The sequence below is a fragment of the Winogradskyella maritima genome (assembly GCF_042650215.1).
GTDB lineage: Bacteria > Bacteroidota > Bacteroidia > Flavobacteriales > Flavobacteriaceae > Winogradskyella > Winogradskyella maritima.
The window spans coordinates 37877-61051 of the sequence record NZ_JBHSAT010000020.1; the positions used below are offsets into that span (position 1 = coordinate 37877).

Here is a 23175-nt window from a genome sequence, read left to right on the forward strand (position 1 = left end):
TGCCAACCGAAACTACCAATCCCGCAACTCCTGATTCAGTTTCTCCTTCTCAGCCAACTCGTCTTGCGGAATGACCTTTAAAAATGATGGATGTTGCTCAATGGCATATTCAATCTTTTCTACGATTTCAGCAATGCTTTCATTGTCGTAATCAATGTCCAGAGGTTCTTTAACTTCAAAAGATTGGTAGATATTCTTCTTTTTAATCCGAAGGCCCTTTTTATCAAACGAACGTCTAAAGCCATCAATAACAATTGGCACGACTAAGGGTTTATATTGTTTAATGATATGTGCGGTTCCTTTTCTAATCGGTTTAAAAGGTGTGGTGGTTCCTTGAGGAAATGTAATCACCCAACCATCATCCAAGGCTTTCTTGATGGCTGTGATATCGCTCATCTTTACTTGACGGTTCACATCCTGCCCTTTAGAACGCCAAGTACGCTCAATACTAATAGAACCTGTATAGGCAAATATCTTTGGTATTAAACCAGACTTCATAGTCTCCTTGGCCGCTACGTAATAGATGTTCAGCTTGGGATTCCAGAGATAGCCAACATTTTTAATATTATCTAATCGCCCACTAAGACTCGCGTTAAAGACATGAAACATGGCAATAACATCCGCAAAATAAGTTTGGTGGTTAGAGATAAACAATACATTGGTATCCGGAAGGTTCTTAATAATTTCAGATCCTTCAATCTGTAATTCATTAAAGCCTCTAAAGCGTCGGTGTGTCGCTATACCGAGGATTCTTATGAGCCATTTTTTGACGAAAAGTATATGTCCGAAAGGATTTTCTTTGAATAATCCCATAGTTGATTTCAGAAAGTTAGAACTACAAATGTAGCAAAAGCCACTAGTTTAAAAGACCTCATTTAACAAGAGTTTTAATTCACTTAGCATCATGGCCGTTGCGCCCCATACCACATAACCGTTCAATTTTAGCGCTGGGACTTCAATATCAACATTATAACTTGTCGGTACTTTAGTAAAAATGATTGCCTTATCGTCTAAAAAGTCAGCAAGTTTTACTTCAATCAATGCCTCTACTTCGTCATCTTGCCTTATAAAACTTGGCGTTTCTTCGCAATACCCAATGAAAGGATGTACTAAAAAATTACTTGGTGGAATGTATAAAGGACTCATAGCTTTAACCATGGTAACGGAATCCATGGCAACACCAACCTCCTCTTCCGTCTCACGTAGAGCCGTCATTTCTAAACCCGTATCATCATCTTCCACTTTACCCCCAGGAAATCCCACTTGTGCGGAATGAACACCTTTGTAGGTCTTCCGCAATATCAAAATAAGATAGGTCTCTTCATTTTTAGGATAGAACAAGGCCATCACTGCCGCTTTCTTGGCTGTCTTTCGTTTGGCCTTCATCTGCTCGGCCAACTTTAAACGATAGGGTGGCGATAGTTTTGCATGCGCTTGTTCGCCCAAAAGCGGAACATTTTTTACTTTTACGATATTAGTTACAAATGCACTAAACTCCATTTATGAGGCTCTACGTTTTATTAATTTTTCTTTTACTTCTGAATTGTGAAGATAAACAATCCAAAAGCAACCAAAATACCAAAGTGCAAGATTCCGTTGCCGTCAAATCTGAAAAAGCTACAGCAACAAACAAGGCCAAAAAACGAGAATACCCTAAGCTCACAGACAAAAATGCTATGGATTTCTTTTTAGAGTACGAGAAGGAAAATCCTGAAACCAAAGTACGACTCACCACAGATTACGGCACAATTGATTTAGAATTATATACCGAAACCAAATTTCACCGCGCAAATTTTATTTACCTTACTAAGCAAGGCTATTTTGATGGCACGCAGTTTTACCGAGTGGTAAAGAATTTTGTCATCCAAGGCGGTAGTAGCGATGATTTTAAAATCACCAAAAAGCGAAAGCGTATTGGCCGTTACCTTTTACCCACCGATGCCAGACACGGGTTTACCCATAGTCGTGGCACCTTATCTACGCCAAACGCCACCATTGACAATCCGTATAAATTAGCGTCACCATATCAATTTTTTATTGTGCAACAGCCAGGCGGTGCATCTTTCTTGGATGGCGATTACACCATTTTTGGCCGTGTTATTGATGGTATGGATACAGTGGATAAAATCAACGCTGTACCAACGGACGAAGGCGAATGGCCTCTAAAGAATGTGTATATCTGGAAAGCAAAAATTATAGATTAAATTATATCAATAAGAATTTAAAATTTTTGTAAAGCTAGTTACACTACGCTTCATCCTTATACAAACTCGGCAAACTGATTTGAAGCTTAACGGCTAAAAGTCTAACTACAATGACGACCAATCCGGCTATCACGAAAATAATGTTGGTATCCGCAGTCAATTCGCGAAGCAAAAAATAGGTGAAGCCTCCAAGAATACAGGCTGTAGCATATACTTCTTTTCTGAAAATCACAGGGATTTCATTACACAAAATATCCCGAATCACACCCCCGAAGCAAGCGGTCATAGTTCCTAGTGCAATGCATAAAATGGGATGAATCCCAGCGACAATGCCTGTTTCTATTCCAACTACGGTAAATAATCCGATACCAATAGTGTCAAACAAAAACAAGGATGTTCTGAGGTATGACAATCGCTTTCGGAATACGACAGCAAACAAGGTAGAGCCAAGTATCACATAAACTATGGTCATATTTCGCATCCAAGACACGGGTTCTATACCAATCATCACATCGCGTAAGGTGCCACCGCCAACTGCTGTAACAAAGGCAATAATCAAAACCCCAAAGGGGTCCATTCGTTTTTTTAGTGCAACCAAAACACCCGAAATGGAAAACGCAATGGTTCCCAAAATATCAATGACATCAAAAAACATAAGTTATAATTGTTGGGTGTAGTAGTTATAATCTGAAATGACCTTCGCCACAAAATCCGTTGCGTTTTCTTTGGCTTCAATCTTCATCACCTTTTCGAGACGTTGGGCAATATTCAGAATAACATTATGGTTGCCACGTCTTACCGCTTTGGTGTATAGTGACTTTATAGTTTGCATATCAGCATCGTTCAACACGGTAACTTGGCTGTATGTTGGCACATAATTTAAAGGCACCTCCTTCATAATGGTATCGTTGATGGTGACTTTTTTACGTTCGCTAATGACCGTCGTTCCTGCCGCCATATCGCCCAAACGTTGTCCGTTACCCTTAATCAAAATAGTCAGTACGGCACAGCCACCTGTTGTAATGACAACATCTACAATTCTAAGAATCCATCTGATGAAGTAATTGGCAAAACTTGGTTTAGAACCATCTAATTTTACCACTCTGGTACGTTGCACATATTTTCCAACGGTTTGCCCATTCCAGAACGTTTCAAGCAGGACATAGTAGAGAAACGCTGGTAAAGACACCAACAAATAAATGGCCCAAGTGTCTCTCATGTCCAAATCTAAAGACACCAATAACAAAATACTGGCAATGAGATAAAATAGAATAATCAAACTGTCAATAATGTATCCCAAAAGCCGATCGCCGATATCAGCGGCATTTTGTGTTATCCCTACATTTTGGGCAGTTTCTATTTGGAATTCATTCATATTTTCTTTTCTTTGATTACCTAAAAAACAGGCTATGCGCGAAGCGGCTTTCGTAAAGCAAAATAAAGATAAATGGTTAGAATTTGAAAGCGTCTTAGCAAATAAAACCCATTTAGACCCCGACCAACTTTCGGACTTGTACATAGAAATTACTGACGACCTCAGCTATGCCAAAACCTTTTATCCTGGCAGTAACACGGAACGTTACGTAAATCAACTATCGTCTAATGCGCATCAGCGTATTTACAAAACAAAGCGTGAGCCAAAAAATAGATTGATTTCCTTCTTTAAAACAGAGTTTCCGCTCATGTTCTATAGTCATCATAGAGAACTACTTATTGCGTTTTTAACCTTTGCCCTATTTGTCATTGTAGGTGCGTATTCCGCCGCCAATGATGGCGATTTTGTGCGTAGCTTTCTTGGTGATGGGTACGTTAACATGACTTTGGAAAACATTGAAAAAGGCGACCCCATGGGGGTTTATAAAGAACAGGGCGAATTTAATATGTTCTTAGGCATTACCCTTAATAATATAAAAGTGGCGCTTATGGCTTTCGGCTATGGCATTATGCTCGGTGTGGGCTCATTATACATCATGATGCAAAACGGTATTATGCTGGGGAGTTTTCAATATTTCTTTTACGAGCAAGGCTTACTTTGGGAATCTGCACGAACCATTTGGATTCACGGCACTATTGAAATTTCAGTCATAATCATTGCAGGCTGTGCAGGTTTGGTGATGGGAAATGGTATATTATTTCCGGGCACCTATCCTCGATTAGACTCATTTGTAAGAGGTGTTTTTAATGGGCTAAAAATTGTGGTGAGTACGGTACCGCTATTTATCGTTGCCGGCTTTTTGGAAGGTTACGTGACCCGCCATACAGAAATGCCCGACTGGTTAGCCATACTGATTATAGCCAGCTCATTGGCACTCATTTTATGGTATTATGTGTTTTACCCCATAAAATTGCATAAGCGTATGGAGAAAGAAAGCCAGACTACCGAATTTATTGAATTACACCAACTAGAAACAGCATGAGAAACTATATAGAATTTAAAAAACAGCGCGATTTCGGGACGATACTCTCAACCACCTTTGGGTTTATTAGAAATGAATTCAAACCATTGATGCGCGCTTTGATGCAAATTGCAGGACCAGCCATTTTACTGTTCTTATTCGCTTTGGCATTGTATACCTACAGTGCTGGGGATGCCTTTAACTTTGATGTCAACGACCCAGACCCATTTAGTGTATTTGGAGATGGAATGATATTCATTGCATTAATTGCTTACGCTATAACTGCAGTGGTTGCTTATATTTTATCAGAGGCAACAATCCTTTTCTATATTAAATCGTATGTAGACAATAAGGGTGCGGTAGATATGACCGAAGTCAAGCGCAATGTATACGGTGCATTTTGGGGATTTTTCGGATTGGGCATATTGAAAGGGATTACCGTATTTTTTTCACTATTACTATGTATACTTCCTGTATTTTATGCCATGGTCCCAATGACTATTGTATTTAGTATTTATGTGTTTGAGCGTCGCAGAGGTGCAACAGACTCCTACAGTCATAGTTTTTATTTGGTTAATGAAGATTTTTGGTTGGCCTTAGGAACTATTATCGTCCTAGGTCTTATCTTCTATGCCTTAAATATGGTTATTGCTATACCAACCGTGATATACACTTACGCCAAAATGGGGATTTTCTCAGGGGAAATAGACCCTGCTAATTTTGATACGTTTACAGACCCATTTTATATTCTGCTAAACGTTGTCGGCACGTTATTTCAATTCCTATTAAGCTTTATTATTACAGTTGGTGGTGCTGTCATCTATTTCCACCTTAATGAAAAGCGCAACTTTACCGGGACTTACGAAAGCATTAGTAATATTGGAGGCCATATAGAAGACTAGATGCTGAGACTCACCCTCGTTTTATGTTTTGTTTGCCTTGTCCAATTCAGTTTTGGTCAAGACACCCTGCAATCCCAATATTACGATACCGAGACTTTTGTAGCACCCGAGATTTCTGAAGACGACCTAAAAAACTATAAAGCTGATGATGACTTTAACTACGTTGAAGTTGAGCCGGAAGACAACCTTTGGACCAAATTTAAACGCTGGCTCAGAAACATATTAACCCGATTTTGGGAAGCTATTTTCGGCGTAGGTACGGCTGAAGGATTCCTATACTTCATGCTAAAAGTTGTCCCGTGGATTCTATTGGCTCTGCTCCTATTTCTGCTGATTAAATTTTTCCTACGAGTCAATTCCAACAATGCCATGACCCTCAGCCGAAATAAAGGCTCTATTTCACTGTCTGAAGAGGAAGAAATAATTAAAAACGAAGACATCCCAGCATTAATCAAGGAGGCCATCAATCAAAATAATTTTAGACTGGCGATTCGGTATTACTATTTGTTAAGTTTGAAGAAACTCTCCGAAAACGAAACCATAGAATGGCAACCACAGAAAACAAATTCTGATTATTTGAATGAGATTGAAACGCCACTCCTAAAAACCCATTTTAAAAATATCACACGGATTTATGATTATGTGTGGTATGGCGAGTTTGAAGTAAACGCCCTAAAGTTTGAAACTTTGAAACTGCCTTTTTTAACCCTTCAAAATGATATAAAGTCCTGATGAGTAAAAAAGGAAAACTCTATATCGCCCTGGCTAGCCTTGTTATTCTAGGTCTTGTGTTTGCAGAAGTGACCAAACCGAAACCCATTAATTGGTTTCCCTCGTATACTACACATCATAAAATTCCTTTTGGTTCTTATGTCTTTAAGGAACAGTTAGAACGGCTTTCTGACCAAGTACAAACCGTAGACCGTCCACCGTTTGAATATTTACGGAACAATGATATCTCCGGCACCTATGTATTCTACAACAATGGTGTTTCCTTTGATGATGCCGAACTGGAAATCCTGCTCAACTGGACTGCTAAAGGGAACACACTATTTGTAGCATCGGGCGATATAGGCTATCAACTTATGGATACCTTGAATTTGGATACTAGTGTTATCAATACTTTCAATAATTTCAACAATCAGTATCAGGTAAAATTGGCTAACCCCAACCTAGACAAAAACACAACCTATGTCTTCGATAAGGCGAATTTTCTCTATCATTTCACGGATATTGATTCGTCACAGACCAAGATTATTGGTTTGGTTGACAAATATTCGGATTCGTTGGGTATGGAACAACCGTTGGCCAATGCTATAAAACAGCCTTTTGGCGATGGTAACATTATATTGAGTACGTTTCCGCAAGCCTTTACCAACTATTTTATGCTGAATTCGCCCAATCAAGATTATACGGCTGGCTTGCTGTCATACATCAATTTAGACGCGCCTATTTATTTAGATGCGCATTACAAATCGGGCAAAAAGTTCTACACCTCGCCCATGTATCTGTTTTTAAATAACCGCTATCTCAAATGGGCATATTACATGGCATTGATTGGTGTTTTGTTCTATATCATTTTTGAAGGACGACGCAAACAACGGGCGATTCCGGTGGTAAAACCATTGACCAATCAGACGATTGCCTTTACTCGCACGATTTCAGACATGTATTACCAAAGCAGTAAGCATAAGAAAATTGCAGAACATAAGATTCAACATTTCTTGGAGTACATTCGGAATGTGTTTCATCTTCAAACGTCGCAAATCGATGCATCATTTTTGAAGAACCTCGCTTCCCGAAGCAACAATTCTTTGGAAGACACCGAGCATTTATTTCAATTTATATCGGACATTCAGAATAATCAAACTATAAATAACATACAACTAGAACGGCTCAACAGCCTTATAGAAACATTTAAATCCCATAACACATGGAAAACGAGTTAGAACAAAATGATGGTTTAAATTTTGACAATCGCATTAATCTAGATGGATTAAAAACTGCGGTAGAAAACATTAAAGCCGAGATGAAAAAAGTCATCGTTGGACAAGACAATTTTGTGGAATTGCTCATTGTAGCACTATTCGCGGATGGTCACGTCCTTATTGAAGGTGTTCCCGGTATTGCGAAAACTGTGACTGCGAAGTTGTTTGCAAAGGTGTTGAAAACAGATTTTAGCCGTATTCAGTTTACGCCAGATTTAATGCCGAGTGATGTTTTGGGAACTTCTGTGTTGAATATGAAGACTTCGGAGTTTGAATTCAATAAAGGTCCTATTTTTTCTAACATTGTATTGATTGATGAAATCAACCGTGCGCCAGCCAAGACCCAGGCCGCATTGTTTGAAACTATGGAGGAACGCCAAGCCACAGTAGATGGTACAACTTACAAATTTGAAGCGCCGTTTATGGTCTTGGCCACCCAAAACCCGATTGAGCAAGAAGGGACTTACGCCTTACCTGAAGCGCAATTAGACCGTTTTATCTTTAAGATTAAGGTCGATTATCCGTCAGTAGAGGAAGAAATCGAAATTATAGCCTCTCATCACGAGCGTAAAGGGAAAGCACCGCAAACCTTAATCAATCCTATTTTAGATACGGCCTCGCTTGAAGATTATAAGCATAAAACACAATCGATTATCGTTGAAGAAAAGATCATCAAATACATTGCGGAATTGGTTTCTAAAACCAGAAACCATCCGCATTTATATTTAGGAGGTTCGCCGAGAGCATCCATTGCTATTTTAAATACGGCCAAAGCTTTCGCCGCCATTAACGGTCGGGATTTTGTCACACCAGAAGACGTAAAACGCGCCTTGAATCCAGTTCTAAATCACAGAATGATACTTACGCCAGAGCGAGAAATGGAAGGAATGAATACGGAAAATGTGGTGGAAATGATTGTGCAATCGGTGGAGGTACCGCGCTAGTCATCAGTTTACAGTCGCAGTAGGCAGTCATTCTAAATAAAAAAATGAAATTCTTAAAATCGTTATACATCCATAAACAGTTCTATTACTATATAGGGCTGGCATCGCTATGCTTTTTAGTATCGTATTGGGTGCCCGTATTTTTTACGGTGGCTTGTATAGTGGTTTTAATTTTGGTAGTGTTGTTCATTTTAGATTTAAGTTTGCTTTACGGCAAAACAGACCGATTTAAGGCAAGACGTTTATTACCAGACAAGTTTTCAAACAGTGATCCTAATCCAGTTCCGATTTCATTAATTAATCGCTATGGTTTTAAAACCCATGTTGATGTCATTGATGAATTACCAAAGCAATTTCAGAAGCGTGATTTCTCATATCAAGTCAACATTGCGCCACAACAGTACCATGATTTTCAGTATTTGGTAAGACCTGTTGACCGTGGCGAATATGTTTTTGGACACTTAAATGTTTACGTCTCTTCGCCTTTAAAAATGGTAAAACGAAAATACCAGTACCAAAAAGACCAGATGGTGATGGTCTATCCGAGTATCATTCAGATGCAGAAATACGATTTCTTGGCGATTAGTAACCATTTAACAGAATTTGGCTTTAAAAAGATTCGCCGTATTGGACATACTTCGGAATTTGAACAGATTAAGGAATACGTTAAAGGTGATGATTTTAGAACCGTAAACTGGAAAGCGACAGCCAAAGTTGGACAGTTGATGGTCAATCAATATCAGGATGAAAAATCACAACCCATTTATTCTATTATAGATACGGGACGTGTAATGAAAATGCCGTTTAACGAACTGAAGCTTTTAGATTACGCTATTAATTCGGCCTTAGCCTTTAGCAATGTGGCTTTGAAAAAGCATGATAAAGTCGGGCTATTATCCTTTTCAAAACAGATTGAAACGTTCCTGCCAGCCGTCAATAAAATCACCTATCTCAACAAAATATTAGAGACCTTATATAATATTGATACACAATTTTCTGAAGCCGACTTTGGCTTACTCTACGCGCAACTAAAACGGAAGGTAACACAACGTAGTTTTTTGTTTCTCTACACCAATTTTGAACATATAAGTGCCTTAAAACGGCAGTTGCCTTATCTCCAGGCGATTTCAAAAAAACACATGTTAGTCGTGATATTGTTTAAGAATACGGAATTGGACACACTTATTGAAACCAATGCAGAAGACCTTCAAACCATCTATCATAAAACTATTGCGGAGAAATTTGCTTTTGAAAAACGATTGATGGTTAAAGAACTTCAGAAATACGGTATTCAGTGTATTCTTACTGCACCTGAGGATTTGACGATTAATACCATCAACAAGTATTTGGAGATTAAGGCGCGAGGTTTGTTATAGGTTTTCCAATTACCGACTACAGACTACCTACTAAACTACAATTCATCCTTCAAAATTTACAACTCGGTCAGAACGATTTAGTGAAACTAGGAATCTGTCGCATCTTTGAAGCATCAATCAAGACAAACAGATTTTAATAACACAAAAACCACAACATTATGAAAAATTTAATCTTAACCATCGCCTTAGTCGTTTCTAGTTTAATGGGATTTGCCCAAGACACGAGAACTATCACTGTAACCGTAGACAATGTCGTCAGTAATGAAGGAAAAGTATCCTTTGCATTGCATACCAAAGACACTTTTATGAAAGCCGCACCTGTTGCCACTGCTGAAAGTAAAATTGAGGACGGTAAAGTATCCATCACGTTTGAAGATGTTGCTCCTGGAGAATACGCTATCATTGCCTTGCATGATGCCAATGAAAATGATAAAATGGATTTTCAACCAAACGGAATGCCAAAGGAAAACTACGGAACGTCCAATAACGTGATGAGCTTTGGCCCACCACAGTATGATGATGCCAAGTTCATTATATCAGATAAAGATTTAGACCTTAAGATTAGGTTCTAGTCATAACAATTCAATCAATCAAAAATCAATAAGAAAAGTCGCTATATGCGACTTTTTTTATGACATATCAAAACATATTTCGATAGGTTTTATAAATCGGTTTTTGTAATTTTATAGTCTAATTGAATTACCCATGACTATTACACAACTTAAATACGCGCTAGCGATAGCCGAACACCAAAACTTTACTAAGGCTGCGGAAAAATGCTTTGTTACCCAACCGACGCTAAGTACCCAAATTCAAAAGCTTGAAGACGAATTAGATGTCCTCATTTTCGACCGTAGCAAAAAACCTATTGCATTAACGGACGTTGGGCGAAAGATTGTGTATCAGGCGCGGAATATTGTAAATGAAGCAGATAGAATTCAGGACATCGTGGACCAACAAAAGGGGTTTATTGGCGGGGAGTTTCGTTTAGGTATCATTCCGACCGTAATGCCAACCTTACTTCCTATGTTTTTAAAGAACTTCATCAAGAAATATCCTAAGGTAAAACTTAAGATTGAAGAGTTAACCACAGAGGAAATCATGACGCGCATCAGTGATGGCCATCTAGACGCTGCCATTGCTGCAACACCGTTGGAGAGTGACAATATTAAGGAACGTGTGCTGTATTACGAGCCTTTTGTGGCTTACATTCCCGACCATCATCATTTAAAAGATAAAGAAAAATTAAAGGTCGAAGATTTAGACCTCAACGATATTCTTTTGTTAGAAGATGGTCATTGTTTCCGTGACGGCGTTATGAATTTATGCAGAACCATAGATGAAACGGCCGAAGACCACTTTCAGTTGGAAAGTGGCAGCATAGAAACGTTAATAAAACTGGCTGATGAAGGTATGGGCATGACACTTCTACCCCATTTACATACTCTGGATATCAGCGATAAAATGAAGCAGAATTTAAGACAGTTTGAAGAGCCTTCCCCAGCACGGGAAGTCAGTATTATTTATCATAAGAGTGAATTAAAGATGCAGATTATTGACGCACTCTTTAATGAAATCTCTGGAATCATAAGAGGCGCCATTGCCTTTAGTAATGTGAAGATTATCAGCCCGATTTCCAGGTAGATATACGGAAGGAGTTTTAAACTACAATTATTTTAGAAGATTTTTACAAGGTTCGCTCCTGAAGCGTCATTAAGAATTACACAAAAGCGTGATGTGGTAATCTTTTAAAGTCAATTTTCAATAAATAATGAGATCACCACGGCGCTCTTTACAATCACTTCTTGCGATGACGTTCTTAGGACTATAAACTAAAAATAGCGACCGTGGGTCGCTATTTTTTATGCTTTTAGGTAAATTAGACATTGATTGAGTTCAGGATTTTGATGTACCAAACTTTGAATAAAAATTCTTAGTTCTTCTAATTCATAAGGTAATAAGCGTCTTACGGCTTTTTGAACCTCCTTACAGAATAATGTAGCATCAAAACTAACCTTTCTAAGTACAGTTTTAGTGTACTCAAACATTGCTCTCGCCATAGTTATTATAGGTTTAGTTAAAAAGGGTAAAGTATGGAATAGGCACTTATGGTTTTAATTCATCTTAAATATATAAAAAAAAGCGATTGTTTAATTCTAAGGCTTCAAAGTTTAACACAGGATTATGTTAATAAATACGACCTAAAACCGATTATCCCCATCCAACAAATCACCTAATCCACCGAGAATACTGCCTTCTCCTCTATCCTTTCCACCGCCGCGTGGTGCTGTTGCCAACACACGACCAGCCAATCTGCTAAATGGCAAAGATTGAACAAACACGGTTCCCGGTCCTTCCAACTTTGCAAAAAACAAGCCTTCACCTCCAAAAACAGTGTTTTTAAAACCACCTACAAACTCAATATCATAATTGACATCTTGCGTAAAGCCAACGATACATCCCGTATCTACCCGTAAAGTTTCGCCTGGTTCTAAAACACGCTTAGCCATGGTACCTCCGGCATGGACAAAGGCCATACCATCGCCTTCCAATTTTTGCATAATGAAGCCCTCACCTCCAAACAAACCACGCCCCAGTTTTTTACTGAATTCTATACCAACACTTACACCTTTTGCGGCGCAGAGAAAGGCATCTTTTTGACAAATGAATTTACCGCCAAATTCAGTGAGGTCTACAGGTATAATTTTTCCGGGATATGGCGATGCAAAAGAAACGCTACGCTTACCAACAAGATTATTGTAAAAGGCAATCATGAATAAGCTCTCGCCTGTGAGTATGCGTTTTCCGGCACCAAGGATTTTGCCCAGAAAACCAGAATCTTTTTGAGAACCGTCCCCAAAAATAGTTTCCATTTTTATACCATCGTCCATCATCATAAAGCTTCCTGATTCCGCGATGACACCTTCTTGTGGGTCTAATTCTATTTCTACGAATTGCATTTCTTCGCCGTAGATGCGATAGTCGATTTCATGTGACGTCATTTTTTAAAAATTTATTTGATTAATATTTTGATTGACTGTTTATATGTAATGAAGTTTGAAGAATTGTTACAACCAATATAAATTTCATGAACTAAATTCCAAATTCCAAGGCATGCTGAAGTTGTCTCACGCAAAGTCGCAAAGACTCATCCGAAAAATTCCAAAATCAAAATTCCAAAATCCAACCCTTATGATATTCGCTACTGCAAACTGCGACTGAATACTTCGACTCTACACTTTACACTAGAATTACGATTTCACTTTAAGCGTCCATTCAAAATTAAAATCCGAAACTTCGATGCCTTCTTCATTAGTGCCTTTAGCATTGAGCCAAACGGTTTGTCCTTCATTGGTTGCTATGGCTTTGGTGATGGCGTCGTCAATTTTATGACCCTCGGTGCATTGAAATATAATTCGGCCCGTAGCTTTTTTAGAAAATGATGCATTGTTATTGGCAACGAGCATCGAGACTTTTTTACCACTTTCGCGAATCTTTTTCATCACCAATGCGCCTGTTGTCAACTCTGCGGCCATACCTTGAACGGCCCAAAACATAGAATTAAATGGATTCTGATTTATCCAACGATGTTTAACGCTTACGGTGCACGTATCATCTGAAAGTGCTGTTGTTCTTACCCCACAGAAATAAGCGGCAGGTAGTTTAAACATCAGGTATTTATTGAGTTTGGAAGGTGTTATGGTCATTGTCATATCTATTTGTAAGGCTAAAAATAGACCATATATTCAAGATTATCCAATGTTAATAAAATGTTAATTTATGGTACTATGTTTTGCATAATACCTTTTTTTAGATATATATTTGCATAAGAAACTATTATATTCTTTTTCAACCATGCCAGATAACCACCAAAAAAACATCGCCACGTTTATTCATTTATCGACGTTTTCGAGATTCTTAATTCCGTTTGGGAATTTTATTGGCCCTATTGTTTTGTGGGTAGCGAATAAAGACAAATCAGAATTTGTGGACCAACATGGTAAACAGGCCATTAATTTTCAGATTAGTATTTTGCTTTATGCCTTGATTATTGGGACCATTTCAATTCCATTTTTTATTTTCAAGTTTTTTCACGGTATTGACTTTATCGATTTTAATGGTTTTGACAATTTCCATCTTAACATAGGAAAACCTTCCCCTCTACTTTATATCGGAGGTGGTCTGGGTATTCTGGCCTTTTTGGGTTTCCTGTTGGAATTGGTTTTTATTATAAAAGCAAGCCTTTCGGCACGAGACGGCAACACCTATACCTATCCATTGACTATTCAATTTTTAAAATAACCGAAGTCCTATTCCGACAAAACTATGAACCCTTCAAAAAACATAATGAATCTTAAGTATATCGTTATCTGCCTATTGGCGGTAGTGTTGACTTTTTTGCTCCATGAAGGTGCGCATTATCTCACAGGTACACTTTTGGGTTACGATATGGAAATGACATTGAATTCGGTAAGTTTAGCTGAAGGTCAGAGTTATAGTGAGCCATGGCATCAACAAGCGGTAAGCATTGCTGGACCTGTTTTTACGATGCTTCAGGCTGTTGTGGTTTACAAATTGTTAAGCACATCTGGCTCAGTATTATGGTATCCGTTTCTGTTTATTACGGCATTAATGCGATTGATGGCCAGTGTTATCAGTTACATTGGGATGCCAAACGACGAAGCACGGGTTAGCTCTTGGCTTGGAATTGGTAAAATGACGCTTCCTGTGATAGTCACGCTATTGTTAATTACACTTAGTATTCAAGCATCACGACAACATTTAATTCCCGTAAAGACCAATGTTTTTACATTCATAATTCTAAGTATTGGCATTACAGGACTGGTCTATTCAAATCAATATTTATCGACATAAAAATCATCAATCAATCAAATACTCAATCAAATCAATCAACCAATCAATGAGCTGAGACTATCCCGATGGACTGTCGGGATGGCTTCAGTTCAATCAAAAAACGAACAGTTTAAAAAATTAAAAATCAAGGTCTAACATGAAGATAGAAAACACAAAAGCACAAATGCGTAAAGGCGTGTTGGAGTACTGTATCCTCTCCATTTTAAAGGATGAAGATGCGTACGTCGCAGAGATTCTCGGCACGTTGAAGGACGCTAAAATGCTTGTTGTAGAAGGAACGATTTATCCGCTATTGACAAGATTAAAAAACGCCGGCCTCCTCAACTACCGTTGGGAGGAATCCACCTCGGGACCGCCACGCAAGTATTACGGGCTTACCGAAACCGGAAAATTATTTCTCAATGAATTAAATGGTACTTGGAGCGATCTCCAAAACGCCGTTAACCTAGTAACCAGCACAAAAACTACCAAATAATGAATAAAACAGTCAATATAAATTTAGCAGGTGTATTTTTTCACATAGATGAAGATGCATTCTTGAAGTTACAGCGCTATCTTGAGGCTATAAAACGTTCATTTACTGACTCTCAAGGACGGTCGGAAATTATTGCCGACATCGAAGCTCGTATTGCAGAACTCTTTAGCGAGCGTATACAAAATGATAAACAAGTGGTCAACTCTAGTCTTGTAGACGAGGTGATTACCATTATGGGACAGCCGGAAGACTATTTGGTCGATGACGAAATTTTTGAAGACGAGCCACAAGCTAGCAGACAAAGACGTCCTCAAGGCTCAAGCAAAAAGTTATACCGAGATACGGACAACTCCTATATTGGTGGTGTATCGTCTGGATTATCACATTACTTGGGTATAGACATGGTTTGGGTACGTCTCTTATGGATACTCTTAGCATTAGGCTCTGGCGGTACATTTATCCTCATCTATTTGCTGTTTTGGGCTTTAGTGCCTGAAGCACGAACTACGTCTGAAAAATTGACGATGACGGGCGACCCGGTGAATATCAGTAACATCGAAAAAAAAATTAAAGACGGATTTGATTCGGTTTCAGATTCGGTAAAGAATGTCGATTTTAAAAAGCATGGTGACCGTATAAAAGAGGGGTTTGACCAAGTGTCCGATAATATATCGGATGCGGCGAAGAAAGTAGATTTTCAGAAGCAGAGTGACCGATTAAAATCCAACTCTAAAAACTTCTTTGATACTTTTGGGGATGTCTTACTGTTTTTCCTGAAGCTGTTTGCCAAGTTTATCGGTGTGATTCTTATCATTACAGGTATCAGTGCTTTAATAGGGCTTATTGTTGCCTTTTTTACCGTAGGAATTACCAATGCCGTACATTTCCCAGGCTGGGATTTTGTTGAAGCTTCCAATATGGCCAACGTCCCAATTTGGCTAATGTCAACGCTGTTGTTCTTTTTGGTTGCCATTCCTTTTTTCTTTGTCTTTTACATAGGATTACGCATTTTGGTCAACAATTTGAAATCCATCGGCAATGTGGCAAAGTTCGCATTGCTGGGCGTATGGTTGATGGCGCTAATTGGCATCATCGTTATCGGCGTAAAACAGGCTACGGAACGTGCCATTGATGCGTCTAGCGTTAGTGAATCTTATCTCGACATTAAACAAGGCGATACACTTAACCTAAAAATGGTGACCAACAGAAATTACAGTCGTAATTTTTATAGAAATTCGCACGGCTATCACATCACTAGAGATGATAATAATGAAAAGATAATTTCAACTTCTGATTTAAGACTTATTGTTCGCTCTACAACGGATTCTGTAGCACGATTAGAAATTGAAAAAGTGGCCTATGGCAGTAATTTTGACATCGCCAAAGAACGCGCTGACAACATAAATTATAACTATGACTTTGCCAATAACGAATTGGCGTTAGACTCTTATTTAACCACGAATGCCGATAATAAGTTTAGTGACCAACGTGTAGAGTTAATTCTCTATTTACCTGAAGGGTCTTATCTGTATGCTGACGACAACACACGGAGTTTCCATAGAAATTCTAGCTGGTATAATGATATTTTAGACAACGGTCAAGAAGGTCACTATCTAGAAATCATTACTGATGATGTCATTTGCGATACCTGTCCAACCGATGATGATGACGACAGTATTAAGGTAAATATTGACATCAACGGTGATAAAGGCAGTCTCAAAATCAATGGCGAAGATGGCCTAAATATTTCGAGAGATAGCTTAAATATTAGCATCAACGGTGAAGGCTTCAAAGCTGAAGGAACTGATGTAAAAGTAAAAATCAATGACCAGGACGGCGTCAGTATTACTACTGATAGTATTAACCAGTAAGTTATTAGATAATGAAAATACATAATAAAATAAACGTTTATTCAATTATATGCTTTCTGTTTCTAGCGCTATCAGTTAATGCACAGGCCGAAAAGAACTCCGAGTTATATGACACTATAATGTATAACGACAGCCTGTTATTTAATGAAGGGTTTAACAATTGTAAGCTTTCAATGTTTGAAGACCTATTGACTGATGACCTAGAATTTTATCATGATAAATCAGGCGTAGAAAATTCAAAATCTGAATTCCTGAGCTCCATGCAAAATGGTATTTGTAATCCGGCAAACACGGAAAAAATATATCGCTATTTAGTACCAGGACGAAGTGCCGTTTTTCCACTTTACGATAACGGAAAACTATACGGAGCCCTGCAAAATGGTACGCACTTTTTTTCGCAAAAGCGTAATATAACTTTTGAAGAGAGTAATAACTCTGCTTTGTTTTCCCACTTGTGGCTATTAGAAAATAAGTCTTGGAAGCTAAAGCGTGTTTTAAGCTATAATCATATATCTAAAGATGTTCAAACGGATACTGAATCTGTTTCAGTTTCAATGGAACTATTAGAATCCTATACTGGGCATTACGTAGCTCCGAAATCTGGAGACGTGCACATTTATCTCAATGAAAAGGATTTAACCCTAAAAGCAGGACAAATGAATTCTGTGATTAAGGCATCATCCGAATCGATATTTTTTCATCAACAAGCACCTTTAACTTTTGAATTTATAACAACTGAAAGTGGCGACGTAGAAAAGATGATTGTACGCGAAAATGGAAACATCGTGGAAGAAGCCATAAAACAATAATTCAAACCATCAATCAATTAAATCAATCATTATGAACACACTAATCAAACTAATTACAGCAACATTACTGTCTATGATGCTACACTCTTGCCAATTCGATATGAATATCAACACAGGCGTGAGTGGAAATGGTACAGTAGTCACTGAAACACGAGAAATAAATTCAGACTTTAACCGAATTTCGGTAAGCCGTGGCTTGGATGTTTACATCACACAGTCTAATATTCCCAACCTTGAAGTGGAAGCCGATGAGAATCTTCATGATATTATAACCACGGAAGTTGAAGGTAATACACTTCGTATATCTGCTTCGGACAATATTAGACGTTCCAAAGCACAAATTGTTCGTGTTAATGTGAAAGACTTAGAAGAAATAAAAGCCACAAGTGGAAGCGATGTATTTTCGGAAACGGTTTTGGTCTACGACGATTTAATCCTGAAAGCCACTGGCGGTGCCGATTTAAATGTTGAAGTGAAAACCAAAAATCTTGAATGCCGTTCCACCAGCGGTAGCGACCTAATTGTCCGTGGTACAACTGTCAATCTTATTGCCGAAGCTACTAGCGGAAGTGATATCAACGCGAAAGATTTAAAAGCCGAAGACTCCAAAGTATCAGCTACAAGCGGTTCGGATATTAGAGTGCATTCGTCTAATTCGCTTAGCGCAAGTGCCACAAGTGGTGCGGATGTTAGGTATTACGGTAATCCTACTACTGTGAAAAAAAGTGACAATTCATTGGGGTCGGTGCGTAAGCAGTGATTTTTAGTCGCAGTTGGCAGTTGGCAGTTGGCGGTAGTGACTTTGGGTGAAGTGACTAAAAAATAAAAACCAATCAATCAAAAAAGCGAAAGCCATTTCAGGGCGTTGAATCACTTTGGGATGGTTTTTGTATATATTTGTTTATTACAAACAGAATATAAGATGAAGCGATATATCATTGGTTTAGTTTTAGTGCTTGGCGCCTTTAGTGTGAGTGATGCACAAGATGAAAAAATTAAGGGCGACCGTAACGTTACGGTGAAGCAGACCTATTTAGATGCCTTTCAGGGTTTGATTATCAGCACGGAGTTGGATATTGATTTGGTCTATAACGCCAAACCTTCCGTTGAAATTGAAGCTGACGACAATCTGCATGATGTTATTGTGTTTGAAGTTTCCGATGGCGTCCTCAGTATTGGTGCCACCAAGCGAATCACTTCAAGACGAAAATTAAACATTACCATAAATTATTCGGAACCCTTGAATCTTATTGAGGTGCATGATAAGAGTGAGTTACATTCCCTTACGTCTTTAGAATTAAATGATGTGGAATTGACCACAACAGGAAACTCCAAAACCTACCTTAACATTAAGGCCAAGAATTTTAAATACACTTCTGAAGGTAAATCTAAAATGCGTCTCAATCTCAGTGCAGATTCCACCGCGATTGTTCTGAGTGATGACAGTAAGCTTGAAGCCTTAATCAATAGTCCATCCGCGACGTATGACCTTTACCAGCGCGCCGATGCCGATATAGAAGGTGATGCTGAAAACGTTTCATTTAGAATAGATAATTCTTCAAATTTCAAAGGAAAAAATTATACCATAATGGTCGCTAGTCTTTTAATTGAAGGCAATAGCGATGCTACGCTTCATGTAGAAGACAGTATAAGTATCAATGCTTCTGGCGATAGTGAAATCTACCTATTTGGTGAACCAAAAATTTCCTTAGATACTTTTACGGGGACTTGTAAGTTGCAGAAGAAGGAGCTTTAAGGTATTCAGTCCGAATTTATTACGAAATAGTTTAGTCTACAGCTTATCTAGTGGGCTTTCAATATTATTCAATGCTTTTTTAGAGACGTGTGTATAGGTTTGCGTTGTTTTAATGCTATTGTGACCTAACAGTTTTTGAATGAATCTTAAATCCGCGCCACTCTCCAATAAATGCGTCGCGTAACTATGACGTAAGCCATGAACCCCAATCTTCTTGTTGATTCCTGCTTTAAGCATTGCTCTTTTAAATATAGCCTGAACGCTTCTTGTACTGTAGGGTCCGCCATATTGTCCTGTAAACAACCATTCTTGGGGTTTTTCTACTTTATAGAATAATCGTAATTCTTCTAAAACGCTTTTTGGTAAATTAACGTAACGGTCTTTTTTTCCTTTTGCACCTTCAATAAGCACTTGCATACGGTCACCGTCTATATGTGCAATTTTAATTTTCACGATTTCACTAACACGTAATCCCATGCCGTAACATAGTTTTAAAATCAATAAGTGCTTGGGATTATCTACGGCTTTAAAAATTCGTTTTATTTCCGCCTGACTCAGCATTTTTGGTAGTGTTGCCGGCTTTTTCGGCCTAGGAATATCAAAAAACAGGGTCGGTTGGTGTTTTACCTTTTCAAAATAAAACTTAACGGCGTTTATTTTTCCATTCATTTTGCGCTCGCTCATTTTAAGAACTTTTACACAGTAAAGGAAGTAATCCTTTAATCTTTTATGACTCAATTCATCAACGTTATGGCCCTTTAAAAGCGATAATAAGTGCGTGAATTCGGCCAAATAAATTCTAATGGTGTTTGGGCTGTATGCTTTTAATTTTAGTTGGTCATAATACTGACTAAGCGCCTGGTGATTTACAGGATTTATGGTTACAAGATATTTATCTATTGGGGATTTATGCTGAAGTTGCAAAGTTTCCCTTACTGCTGGCATATCTGGCAGATACCACATTTTTTTGGACTGGCTCCACCGTGCAGAAGGGCAACGTCTCTTTAAATCGTGCTTAAGATGCTGGCGATGGGGAAAGGCTATCCAAACCACTTTTTTACCCCTGTGCTCTCCCAAAGAAAATGTATAGTTATTTAAATCCACAAAATGTTCGTATTTTATATATCATTATACTGTAAAAATACATATTTTTTTGACGTGATATACAAAATACGCATTGCGCAATTTTGATTATTGCAGTAATAGCAGTAGATTTAACGTACACAACAAAAAAACGGAAAACACATAGGTATTGCGTATATATATGTGTTGCCAATAATTTTGACCAACTTCACGAATGAAAGAAATCTACGAACCTAAATTTGTTGAAAGACTATTTGATAAAATGAGCAGTTCGTATTCGAAAATGAATTACATAACCTCATTTGGATTTAGTGAAAGATGGAGACGACAATGTGTTGAAGAAATCGGAATTGAAAAAGGTAAAATTGTTGTAGATTTAATGACAGGAATGGGAGAGTGTTGGAAACATATCCTTAAAAAATCAGACAAAAGCTCAAAGCTAATTGGACTTGACTTTTCGACAGAAATGGTTAATCGAGCAGAAAAGAATAAATTGAATTTTAAAAACTCAAAAATTGAAATTCTAAAAGAAAACGTCTTTGAGAATTCCATTGTTAACGAAAGTGCCGACTTTGTTATTTCAGGTTTCGGATTAAAAACATTTAATGACGAACAACTTGAAAAATTAGCATCCGAAATTGAAAGAATTTTAAAACCGAATGGAGAATTTTCATTAATTGATGTATCTGTTCCAAAAAGTAAATTTTTAAAGTCATTTTATATGTTCTACCTAAAAAATGTCATCCCTATTTTAGGAAAACTATTTTTGGGTAGTCCAGAAACTTATAAAATGTTGGGAGTTTATACAGAAGAATTTGGAAACTCAAAAAGAGTTTATCAGATTTTTAATCGACCTGAATTTAAAGTTGAATATGTGGAATACTTTTATGGATGTGCAACTGGAATTAAAGGTATAAAAAAAGAATAACTATTGGCAACACTGGCTATAAGTAATTGCTTAGGCTTGGGTTACATCTGAAAATTTCTGCGAAATTTTCAGTTTGGTGTGTACTTGTAAAAGTTGTATCTTAGTCACGCAACTACCCATAGCCGGAAACGTTGTGCCTAATTTGAGAAATGAAAATATTCCCAACCAAAGAGCTGAATTTTAAGCTAATAGACGACCAAGCTGAAACGCTGAATCGACTGAATCGGAGAACGGAAAAGTCTGAAAATCTGACTTCTCAACATACCGACAAATCATTTCGCGGAATAATAAACGGAAACGAATTTAAACTAATATCATCTGCAATTGGAAAAGGAGCTTTTTGCGTAATGACTGGAGCAATTGAATCTGACAAAGGAAACGTGAAAGTGGAAATACATAAAGTCTTTCGGATTTTAATAAGTATCATTCTTTGCTTCCCCATTGTTGGAATTTTAATCGCAATATTAACAGGGCAAGAAGAACCTAATCCGATTTTTATTTTGGTTGTAATTGGACAAATTTTAATAATTAGATACGCTTTTATCGGGCTTGCTTTTAAGTTTTTATCGAGACAAAGCCTCAATAGATTACGAGACGTACTTGACTTGGAATGGATAAAAAACTAGGCACAACAATGTATAACCGCAATTACGGCGGATTCGACTACGTCCGAATCCACGCGGAATTGCTAAAGCCTGTGTTAAATCGAAAAGTCTGCCTATATTAACCCGTAACTGACGGTTATACGAGACCGTTGTAACACATTTGAGAAAAACTAAAGACATACTGACTTTCGTATTTGCTATAATCGTAGTTTCGGCTTTAGCGTATGTTATTTTTTTATTTTTCTATGTTCAGAAAAGATACGCTGAAATCCCAACCGACCCAAAATCAATCTTTACGGAATCGAGATATTTATACGGAATGTCATCTAATGACAATCTGAAACTTCGAACGGAATATTTACTCATAAAAACAGTTCGTGATTCGATAATCAAATATGAATATAAAAGTACAACAGATTCGACTCGGAATTTAAAGGTAAGTTACTCAAACAAAAATCAGGAACTTCAGTTTGACTTTACAGAATATAAAAAATATGAATCCAAAGTAATACAGAGCAATTCGAATTCTGAAATTTGGTTTGATAAATACGAAATGACAGAACCTATTATAGACGGAATGAGTCCAATTATATTCAATAAAGATTATGGAATCTTAGCTATTACGGGACCACTTGGACCTACTGCTTTTTTTATGGATAAACCGAATGATAGTTTACAAATAATGAAAATAAACAGAAAATTATACTGAATATAAAAACGTGTTACAACAACGTGTATAGCTCATTGCGACTGAATTCCTAATCGGAATTCATTGCAATTTGCTATCTTCGGTTCACGGCGGAAAATCCTCGCGGATTTACCGCAACGAGCCATACACAAAACCGTTGTGTGTAATTTGAGCAAAGCTAATGCAGAGAACAGAAATCATAGATAAAAATCAACTTTTTGAACTGATTGAATACATTCTTTCGGACTCAAAAACTGAATTCTATGAATCATATT

Annotated in this window: 26 protein-coding genes; 18 read left to right on the plus strand and 8 right to left on the minus strand. The window is 37.7% G+C overall.

The genetic code is table 11. The features are described 5' to 3' along the window. Window positions 1–12: 12 nt before the first annotated feature. Together ACFOSX_RS11365 and ACFOSX_RS11370 are read right to left on the minus strand one after the other, a co-directional pair. Window positions 13–813: a lysophospholipid acyltransferase family protein gene (locus ACFOSX_RS11365; RefSeq protein WP_386100986.1), complete on the minus strand. Its 801-nt coding sequence runs from the start codon at window positions 811–813 to the stop codon at window positions 13–15. Window positions 814–861: 48 nt separating this feature from the next. Continuing rightward, window positions 862–1500, minus strand: coding sequence for an NUDIX hydrolase (locus tag ACFOSX_RS11370; RefSeq protein ID WP_386100989.1), 639 nt, complete (start codon window positions 1498–1500; stop codon window positions 862–864). 2 nt (window positions 1501–1502) lie between these two features. On the opposite strand from ACFOSX_RS11370, the gene ACFOSX_RS11375 reads away from it, so the two are divergent. Continuing rightward, window positions 1503–2204 (plus strand): peptidylprolyl isomerase, encoded by a 702-nt coding sequence (locus ACFOSX_RS11375; protein ID WP_386100992.1) that lies wholly within the window; start codon window positions 1503–1505, stop codon window positions 2202–2204. A 43-nt stretch (window positions 2205–2247) separates the two neighbouring features. Here the strand turns inward: ACFOSX_RS11375 and ACFOSX_RS11380 are convergent, their stop codons facing one another. Further along, entirely contained in the window at window positions 2248–2859 is a 612-nt protein-coding gene (locus tag ACFOSX_RS11380) for a trimeric intracellular cation channel family protein (protein ID WP_386100995.1), read from the minus strand. A 3-nt stretch (window positions 2860–2862) separates the two neighbouring features. Further along, complete coding sequence (locus tag ACFOSX_RS11385; RefSeq protein WP_386100998.1) at window positions 2863–3579, minus strand: RDD family protein; 717 nt, start codon at window positions 3577–3579, stop codon at window positions 2863–2865. 34 nt (window positions 3580–3613) lie between these two features. Here ACFOSX_RS11385 and ACFOSX_RS11390 point away from each other — a divergent pair, with 34 nt between their 5' ends. The 8 genes from ACFOSX_RS11390 (at window position 3614) to ACFOSX_RS11425 (ending at window position 11454) form a co-directional block, all read left to right on the plus strand. Next, window positions 3614–4621 carry a stage II sporulation protein M gene (locus ACFOSX_RS11390; RefSeq protein ID WP_386101001.1) on the plus strand — a complete coding sequence of 336 codons (1008 nt, stop codon included), beginning with the start codon at window positions 3614–3616 and terminating at the stop codon, window positions 4619–4621. Then, window positions 4618–5502 carry a hypothetical protein gene (locus tag ACFOSX_RS11395; RefSeq protein WP_386101004.1) on the plus strand — a complete coding sequence of 295 codons (885 nt, stop codon included), beginning with the start codon at window positions 4618–4620 and terminating at the stop codon, window positions 5500–5502. The genes ACFOSX_RS11390 and ACFOSX_RS11395 overlap by 4 nt, the downstream gene beginning before the upstream one ends. Continuing rightward, complete coding sequence (locus tag ACFOSX_RS11400; RefSeq protein WP_386101007.1) at window positions 5503–6234, plus strand: DUF4129 domain-containing protein; 732 nt, start codon at window positions 5503–5505, stop codon at window positions 6232–6234. It begins immediately after the preceding gene. Continuing rightward, window positions 6234–7451, plus strand: coding sequence for a DUF4350 domain-containing protein (locus ACFOSX_RS11405; protein WP_386101010.1), 1218 nt, complete (start codon window positions 6234–6236; stop codon window positions 7449–7451). Before ACFOSX_RS11400 ends, ACFOSX_RS11405 begins: the two co-directional genes overlap by 1 nt. Beyond that, window positions 7436–8434 (plus strand): AAA family ATPase, encoded by a 999-nt coding sequence (locus ACFOSX_RS11410; RefSeq protein ID WP_386101013.1) that lies wholly within the window; start codon window positions 7436–7438, stop codon window positions 8432–8434. Before ACFOSX_RS11405 ends, ACFOSX_RS11410 begins: the two co-directional genes overlap by 16 nt. 44 nt (window positions 8435–8478) lie before the next feature. Continuing rightward, entirely contained in the window at window positions 8479–9810 is a 1332-nt protein-coding gene (locus tag ACFOSX_RS11415; RefSeq protein ID WP_386101016.1) for a DUF58 domain-containing protein, read from the plus strand. A 158-nt stretch (window positions 9811–9968) separates the two neighbouring features. Next, window positions 9969–10382, plus strand: coding sequence for a DUF2141 domain-containing protein (locus ACFOSX_RS11420; RefSeq protein WP_386101019.1), 414 nt, complete (start codon window positions 9969–9971; stop codon window positions 10380–10382). Window positions 10383–10515: 133 nt separating this feature from the next. Further along, window positions 10516–11454 carry a LysR family transcriptional regulator gene (locus ACFOSX_RS11425; protein WP_386101022.1) on the plus strand — a complete coding sequence of 313 codons (939 nt, stop codon included), beginning with the start codon at window positions 10516–10518 and terminating at the stop codon, window positions 11452–11454. 218 nt (window positions 11455–11672) lie between these two features. Here ACFOSX_RS11425 and ACFOSX_RS11430 read toward each other — a convergent pair whose 3' ends face one another. From ACFOSX_RS11430 to ACFOSX_RS11440, 3 genes are all read right to left on the minus strand, one after another. Further along, window positions 11673–11870, minus strand: coding sequence for a hypothetical protein (locus tag ACFOSX_RS11430; RefSeq protein WP_386101025.1), 198 nt, complete (start codon window positions 11868–11870; stop codon window positions 11673–11675). Between the two features lie 141 nt (window positions 11871–12011). Next, window positions 12012–12812 carry a TIGR00266 family protein gene (locus tag ACFOSX_RS11435; RefSeq protein WP_386101028.1) on the minus strand — a complete coding sequence of 267 codons (801 nt, stop codon included), beginning with the start codon at window positions 12810–12812 and terminating at the stop codon, window positions 12012–12014. 249 nt (window positions 12813–13061) lie between these two features. Continuing rightward, window positions 13062–13517, minus strand: a complete 456-nt coding sequence (locus ACFOSX_RS11440; protein WP_386101061.1) for a DUF4442 domain-containing protein — start codon at window positions 13515–13517, stop codon at window positions 13062–13064. Window positions 13518–13665: 148 nt separating this feature from the next. Between ACFOSX_RS11440 and ACFOSX_RS11445 the strand changes: the two genes are divergently transcribed. From ACFOSX_RS11445 to ACFOSX_RS11475, 7 genes are all read left to right on the plus strand, one after another. Further along, window positions 13666–14112: a DUF4870 domain-containing protein gene (locus tag ACFOSX_RS11445; RefSeq protein ID WP_386101031.1), complete on the plus strand. Its 447-nt coding sequence runs from the start codon at window positions 13666–13668 to the stop codon at window positions 14110–14112. A gap of 24 nt (window positions 14113–14136) precedes the next feature. Then, entirely contained in the window at window positions 14137–14685 is a 549-nt protein-coding gene (locus tag ACFOSX_RS11450; RefSeq protein ID WP_386101034.1) for a hypothetical protein, read from the plus strand. Between the two features lie 136 nt (window positions 14686–14821). Continuing rightward, window positions 14822–15160, plus strand: coding sequence for a PadR family transcriptional regulator (locus ACFOSX_RS11455; protein WP_386101037.1), 339 nt, complete (start codon window positions 14822–14824; stop codon window positions 15158–15160). Next, on the plus strand, window positions 15160–17031 hold the full coding sequence (locus ACFOSX_RS11460; RefSeq protein ID WP_386101040.1) for a PspC domain-containing protein: 1872 nt from the start codon (window positions 15160–15162) through the stop codon (window positions 17029–17031). The genes ACFOSX_RS11455 and ACFOSX_RS11460 overlap by 1 nt, the downstream gene beginning before the upstream one ends. Before the next feature lie 173 nt (window positions 17032–17204). Beyond that, window positions 17205–17840: a DUF3471 domain-containing protein gene (locus ACFOSX_RS11465; protein WP_386101043.1), complete on the plus strand. Its 636-nt coding sequence runs from the start codon at window positions 17205–17207 to the stop codon at window positions 17838–17840. A 31-nt stretch (window positions 17841–17871) separates the two neighbouring features. Further along, entirely contained in the window at window positions 17872–18600 is a 729-nt protein-coding gene (locus tag ACFOSX_RS11470) for a head GIN domain-containing protein (protein ID WP_386101046.1), read from the plus strand. 162 nt (window positions 18601–18762) lie between these two features. Continuing rightward, window positions 18763–19596, plus strand: a complete 834-nt coding sequence (locus ACFOSX_RS11475; protein WP_386101049.1) for a GIN domain-containing protein — start codon at window positions 18763–18765, stop codon at window positions 19594–19596. 36 nt (window positions 19597–19632) lie between these two features. On the opposite strand, the gene ACFOSX_RS11480 is transcribed toward ACFOSX_RS11475, so the two are convergent. Continuing rightward, the gene (locus ACFOSX_RS11480; protein ID WP_386101052.1) at window positions 19633–20700 is read right to left on the minus strand and encodes a tyrosine-type recombinase/integrase; all 1068 of its coding nucleotides are present in this window, start codon (window positions 20698–20700) and stop codon (window positions 19633–19635) included. Window positions 20701–20893: 193 nt separating this feature from the next. Here ACFOSX_RS11480 and ACFOSX_RS11485 point away from each other — a divergent pair, with 193 nt between their 5' ends. Next, window positions 20894–21607 carry a class I SAM-dependent methyltransferase gene (locus tag ACFOSX_RS11485; protein WP_386101055.1) on the plus strand — a complete coding sequence of 238 codons (714 nt, stop codon included), beginning with the start codon at window positions 20894–20896 and terminating at the stop codon, window positions 21605–21607. Between the two features lie 149 nt (window positions 21608–21756). Beyond that, window positions 21757–22233, plus strand: a complete 477-nt coding sequence (locus tag ACFOSX_RS11490; RefSeq protein ID WP_386101058.1) for a hypothetical protein — start codon at window positions 21757–21759, stop codon at window positions 22231–22233. Window positions 22234–23175: the final 942 nt, after the last annotated feature.

Bases quoted from the DNA above. Each gene is read 5' to 3' on its own strand.
- ACFOSX_RS11485 (WP_386101055.1), top strand. From the start codon at position 20,894: ATGAAAGAAATCTACGAACCTAAATTTGTTGAAAGACTATTTGATAAA.
- ACFOSX_RS11375 (WP_386100992.1), top strand. From the start codon at position 1,503: ATGAGGCTCTACGTTTTATTAATTTTTCTTTTACTTCTGAATTGTGAA.
- ACFOSX_RS11470 (WP_386101046.1), top strand. From the start codon at position 17,872: ATGAACACACTAATCAAACTAATTACAGCAACATTACTGTCTATGATG.
- ACFOSX_RS11475 (WP_386101049.1), top strand. From the start codon at position 18,763: ATGAAGCGATATATCATTGGTTTAGTTTTAGTGCTTGGCGCCTTTAGT.
- ACFOSX_RS11400 (WP_386101007.1), top strand. From the start codon at position 5,503: ATGCTGAGACTCACCCTCGTTTTATGTTTTGTTTGCCTTGTCCAATTC.
- ACFOSX_RS11385 (WP_386100998.1), bottom strand. From the start codon at position 3,579: ATGAATGAATTCCAAATAGAAACTGCCCAAAATGTAGGGATAACACAA.
- ACFOSX_RS11365 (WP_386100986.1), bottom strand. From the start codon at position 813: ATGGGATTATTCAAAGAAAATCCTTTCGGACATATACTTTTCGTCAAA.
- ACFOSX_RS11420 (WP_386101019.1), top strand. From the start codon at position 9,969: ATGAAAAATTTAATCTTAACCATCGCCTTAGTCGTTTCTAGTTTAATG.
- ACFOSX_RS11370 (WP_386100989.1), bottom strand. From the start codon at position 1,500: ATGGAGTTTAGTGCATTTGTAACTAATATCGTAAAAGTAAAAAATGTT.
- ACFOSX_RS11430 (WP_386101025.1), bottom strand. From the start codon at position 11,870: ATGGCGAGAGCAATGTTTGAGTACACTAAAACTGTACTTAGAAAGGTT.
- ACFOSX_RS11390 (WP_386101001.1), top strand. From the start codon at position 3,614: ATGCGCGAAGCGGCTTTCGTAAAGCAAAATAAAGATAAATGGTTAGAA.
- ACFOSX_RS11405 (WP_386101010.1), top strand. From the start codon at position 6,234: ATGAGTAAAAAAGGAAAACTCTATATCGCCCTGGCTAGCCTTGTTATT.
- ACFOSX_RS11465 (WP_386101043.1), top strand. From the start codon at position 17,205: ATGTTTGAAGACCTATTGACTGATGACCTAGAATTTTATCATGATAAA.
- ACFOSX_RS11445 (WP_386101031.1), top strand. From the start codon at position 13,666: ATGCCAGATAACCACCAAAAAAACATCGCCACGTTTATTCATTTATCG.
- ACFOSX_RS11415 (WP_386101016.1), top strand. From the start codon at position 8,479: ATGAAATTCTTAAAATCGTTATACATCCATAAACAGTTCTATTACTAT.
- ACFOSX_RS11490 (WP_386101058.1), top strand. From the start codon at position 21,757: ATGAAAATATTCCCAACCAAAGAGCTGAATTTTAAGCTAATAGACGAC.
- ACFOSX_RS11455 (WP_386101037.1), top strand. From the start codon at position 14,822: ATGAAGATAGAAAACACAAAAGCACAAATGCGTAAAGGCGTGTTGGAG.
- ACFOSX_RS11460 (WP_386101040.1), top strand. From the start codon at position 15,160: ATGAATAAAACAGTCAATATAAATTTAGCAGGTGTATTTTTTCACATA.
- ACFOSX_RS11410 (WP_386101013.1), top strand. From the start codon at position 7,436: ATGGAAAACGAGTTAGAACAAAATGATGGTTTAAATTTTGACAATCGC.
- ACFOSX_RS11440 (WP_386101061.1), bottom strand. From the start codon at position 13,517: ATGACCATAACACCTTCCAAACTCAATAAATACCTGATGTTTAAACTA.
- ACFOSX_RS11425 (WP_386101022.1), top strand. From the start codon at position 10,516: ATGACTATTACACAACTTAAATACGCGCTAGCGATAGCCGAACACCAA.
- ACFOSX_RS11395 (WP_386101004.1), top strand. From the start codon at position 4,618: ATGAGAAACTATATAGAATTTAAAAAACAGCGCGATTTCGGGACGATA.
- ACFOSX_RS11380 (WP_386100995.1), bottom strand. From the start codon at position 2,859: ATGTTTTTTGATGTCATTGATATTTTGGGAACCATTGCGTTTTCCATT.
- ACFOSX_RS11435 (WP_386101028.1), bottom strand. From the start codon at position 12,812: ATGACGTCACATGAAATCGACTATCGCATCTACGGCGAAGAAATGCAA.
- ACFOSX_RS11450 (WP_386101034.1), top strand. From the start codon at position 14,137: ATGAACCCTTCAAAAAACATAATGAATCTTAAGTATATCGTTATCTGC.